Raw genomic sequence first — 3,568 nt, 5'->3', positions numbered from 1 at the left:
GCGAACCAGACATTCCATGACCCTCCGAATCATGGTCACCCATTGATTCAGAACTTTAGGAAATACGCAACTGTAATGCTAGTTTAAACCACAATCCCGCGACAGCTCGATGAAATGTTGGGGGCGTGCATGTGTCTGTGGCATCACCCGCCCCTTGGCTGCTAGCCTCTGACGACCGATCAACCGCAGGACCGCCCGATGACCACACGCGACCCTGCCTATCTGAAGGCCAAGACCTATCTGCTCGACGGGCTGGATGATGGCCGCTGGAAGCCGGGGGACAAGCTGCCCTCGGAACGGGATCTCGCGCGGTTGCTGGTGCTGGACCGCAATCTGGTGCGCCATGCGTTGATGTCGCTGGAAGGCGAGGGGCTGGTGATGCGGCTGGATCGGCGCGGCTGGTTCGCCACCCCGCCACGGCTCGCCTTCGATCCGGGCGCCCATGTCAATTTCGCCCGCGCCGCCCGCGATCAGGGCCGGGTGCCGAGCTGGGCGTCGCTCGATCATGGTATGGTGCCGCTGCCCGGCCCCGAGGCCCGGATGATGGGGCTGGTCGCCGGCTCCATGGCGTTGCGCACCCTGGCCTGGGGGGCGCTCGACGGCGTGCGGGTGTATGTCGAGGAAACCTTCTACGCCCCCCGGCTCGGCCCCGCCGGTGCGGGTGCCGCCGATGCCGGGCGTGCCGATACCTGGCGTGCTGGCCCGGACGCCACCACCGACTGGCAGGACCGCCCGACCACCGAGTTGTGGATGACCGAATTCGGCATCACTCCGGTGCAGAAACATCTGCTGGTCCGCCCGGTGCGGTTGGCGGGTGATGTGCTGGACATCCTGGGGCTGGCCCCCGGCGCGCCGGGGGTCTATATCCGCCGGATCAAGACCGACGGCGCCGGCGCCGTGATCGAGATCGATCATGAATACTGGCGGTTCGACGCGGTCGAATTCAGAATGTGAGACCGGACCGGCCGATCGCGGATCCTCGATGGCCGGCCGCCCAGTCAGGAGAGACCCGATGAAGACCCGCGCCGCCGTCGCCTTCGCGCCCAACACGCCGCTCGAAATCGTCGAGCTCGACCTGGAAGGCCCCAAAGCCGGCGAAGTTCTGGTCGAGATCATGGCCACCGGCATCTGTCACACCGATGCCTATACCCTGTCGGGCAAGGACAGCGAGGGCGTGTTTCCCAGTATTCTGGGGCATGAGGGCGCCGGCATCGTGCGCGAGGTCGGCGCCGGCGTCACCTCGGTGAAGCCCGGCGATCATGTCATTCCGCTCTACACGCCGGAATGCCGCCAGTGCAAGACCTGCCTGTCGCAGAAATCCAACCTGTGCACGGCGATCCGCGCGACCCAGGGCAAGGGGCTGATGCCCGACGGCACCAGCCGATTCTCGCTGAAGGGCCAGCCGATCCACCATTACATGGGCTGCTCGACCTTCTCGAACTTCACGGTCATGCCCGAGATCGCGGTGGCGAAGATCCGCGAGGACGCGCCCTTCGACAAGGTCTGCTATATCGGCTGTGGCGTCACCACCGGCATTGGCGCCGTGATCTATACGGCCAAGGTCGAAGCCGGTGCCGACGTCGCGGTGTTCGGGCTGGGTGGCATCGGCCTGAACGTCATCCAGGGCGCGCGCATGGTCGGCGCCGACAAGATCATCGGCATCGACATCAACCCGTCGAAGCGGCCGATGGCCGAGGCCTTCGGCATGACCCATTTCATCAACCCCAAGGAGATTGGCGCCGACAAGGTGGTGCAGGCGATCACCGATCTGACCGGCGGCGGGGTCGATTATTCCTTCGACTGCACCGGCAACACCACGGTGATGCGTCAGGCGCTGGAATGCTGCCATCGCGGCTGGGGCCAGTCGATCATCATCGGGGTCGCCGAGGCGGGGCAGGAAATCTCCACGCGCCCGTTCCAGCTTGTCACCGGCCGGGTGTGGCGCGGCTCGGCCTTCGGCGGCGCGCGCGGCCGCACCGATGTGCCGAAGATCGTCGACTGGTACATGGACGGCAAGATCAACATCGACGACCTGATCACCGATGTGATGCCGCTGGAGCAGATCAATAATGGCTTTGATCTGATGCACGAGGGCAAGTCGATCCGCTCGGTGGTGGTGTACTGATCATGACGATCAGGGATTTCAAGACCCTCTCCACCAATCGCTGCTTCGACGGCGTCCAGGGTGTCTACAGCCATGCCTCGACCGAGACCCGCACGACCATGCGGTTCTCGGTTTTCACGCCGCCGCAGGCCGCACACGGGCCAGTGCCGGTGGTGTGGTTCCTGTCGGGCCTGACCTGCACCGAGGAGAATTTCACCGTCAAGGCCGGCGCCCAGCGGGTGGCGGCCGAGCTGGGGCTGATGCTGGTGGCACCCGATACCAGCCCGCGCGGCGTGGATGACGGCGGCGAGACCGTGCCCGACGATCCCGATGGCGCCTGGGATTTCGGGCTCGGCGCCGGGTTCTATGTCGATGCGACCGAGGCGCCGTGGGCGCGCAACTACCGCATGTTCTCGTATGTCGCGACCGAGCTTCCGCAGTTGATCGAGGCGGAATTTCCGGCCGATATGGCGGCACAGGGCATCATGGGCCATTCGATGGGCGGCCATGGCGCGCTGACCCTGGCGCTCCGCCATCCCGGCCGCTTCCGGTCGGCCTCGGCCTTCGCGCCGATCACCTCGCCGCTGAACTGCCCGTGGGGCGAAAAGGCGCTGGGCGGCTATCTCGGCCCCGACCGCAGCCTCTGGCGCGCCCATGACACCACGGCGCTGATCGCCGATGGCGCGCGCTGCCCGCATATCCTGGTCGATCAGGGCCTGGCCGACGGCTTCCTCGGCGGCCAGTTGAAGCCGCAGCTTCTGGAAGAGGTGTGCATGGCCACCGGCCAGCCGCTGACGCTGAACCGGCGCGAGGGCTATGACCACAGCTATTACTTCATCGCCAGCTTCATGGAAGATCATCTGCGCTGGCATGCGGGGGCATTGAAGGATTGACCGCCGCCGCGCCCGCGCCCGTGCCCGTCCGCGACGGCCGCATCGCGCCGGTGCTGATCCTCAGCACCGGGCGTTGCGGCTCGACGATGATCTCGGCGCTGCTCAACCAGCATCCGCGGGTGTTGAGCCTGTCGGAGTTTTTCGTGCCGTTGGGGCCGGCGGCCTTCACCGGCGCCCGGCGCGACGGCGCCTGGATGTGGGATCTGTTCAGCCGCCAGAGCCCGGCCCTGCACGCCATGCTGAAGGATGGCGAGGTGGTCGATGAGATGCTGTATCCGCTGGGCCAGCCTGGCGCCCGCTATCGGGCCGCCGACATTCCGCCGATTGCGATGGTGACCCTGCCGCATCTGACCGACCGGCCTGACGACTTGTTCGACGAACTGGCGCCGGTGATGCGCGAGCGCCCGGCGATGCCGCTGGCGGCGCAGTATCAGGGGCTGTTCGATCATCTGATGGCACGGTTCGGCCGCGATGTCTGGGTGGAACGCTCAGGAGCCTGTTGCAGAATGGGTCTTCGGAATGTGTCGCGATCGCAGTGAGATCCGCCCTTGAGCCTGCGGCCGGCGCCTGA

Annotated in this window: 4 protein-coding genes; all 4 read left to right on the top strand. The window is 66.3% G+C overall.

Features of this window, described 5'->3' with window-relative positions; genetic code table 11:
- Positions 1-198: 198 nt before the first annotated feature.
- From IEW15_RS25035 to IEW15_RS25020, 4 genes are read left to right on the top strand one after another with little or no spacing between them, the layout of a single operon-like run.
- Positions 199-954 (top strand): GntR family transcriptional regulator, encoded by a 756-nt coding sequence (locus tag IEW15_RS25035; RefSeq protein ID WP_188583195.1) that lies wholly within the window; start codon positions 199-201, stop codon positions 952-954.
- A gap of 58 nt (positions 955-1,012) precedes the next feature.
- Positions 1,013-2,125, top strand: coding sequence for an S-(hydroxymethyl)glutathione dehydrogenase/class III alcohol dehydrogenase (locus tag IEW15_RS25030; protein WP_188583193.1), 1,113 nt, complete (start codon positions 1,013-1,015; stop codon positions 2,123-2,125).
- Positions 2,126-2,127: 2 nt separating this feature from the next.
- Entirely contained in the window at positions 2,128-2,997 is an 870-nt protein-coding gene (gene fghA / locus IEW15_RS25025; protein WP_188583191.1) for an S-formylglutathione hydrolase, read from the top strand.
- Positions 2,994-3,536 carry a hypothetical protein gene (locus tag IEW15_RS25020; protein WP_188583189.1) on the top strand — a complete coding sequence of 181 codons (543 nt, stop codon included), beginning with the start codon at positions 2,994-2,996 and terminating at the stop codon, positions 3,534-3,536. Before fghA ends, IEW15_RS25020 begins: the two co-directional genes overlap by 4 nt.
- The last annotated feature ends 32 nt before the right edge of the window (positions 3,537-3,568 follow it).

This window comes from Tistrella bauzanensis (assembly GCF_014636235.1).
In the GTDB taxonomy this organism is placed as follows: Bacteria; Pseudomonadota; Alphaproteobacteria; order Tistrellales; family Tistrellaceae; genus Tistrella; species Tistrella bauzanensis.
The sequence above is the reverse complement of the archived record's forward strand: the minus strand, read 5'-3'. Positions and strand labels throughout refer to the sequence as shown.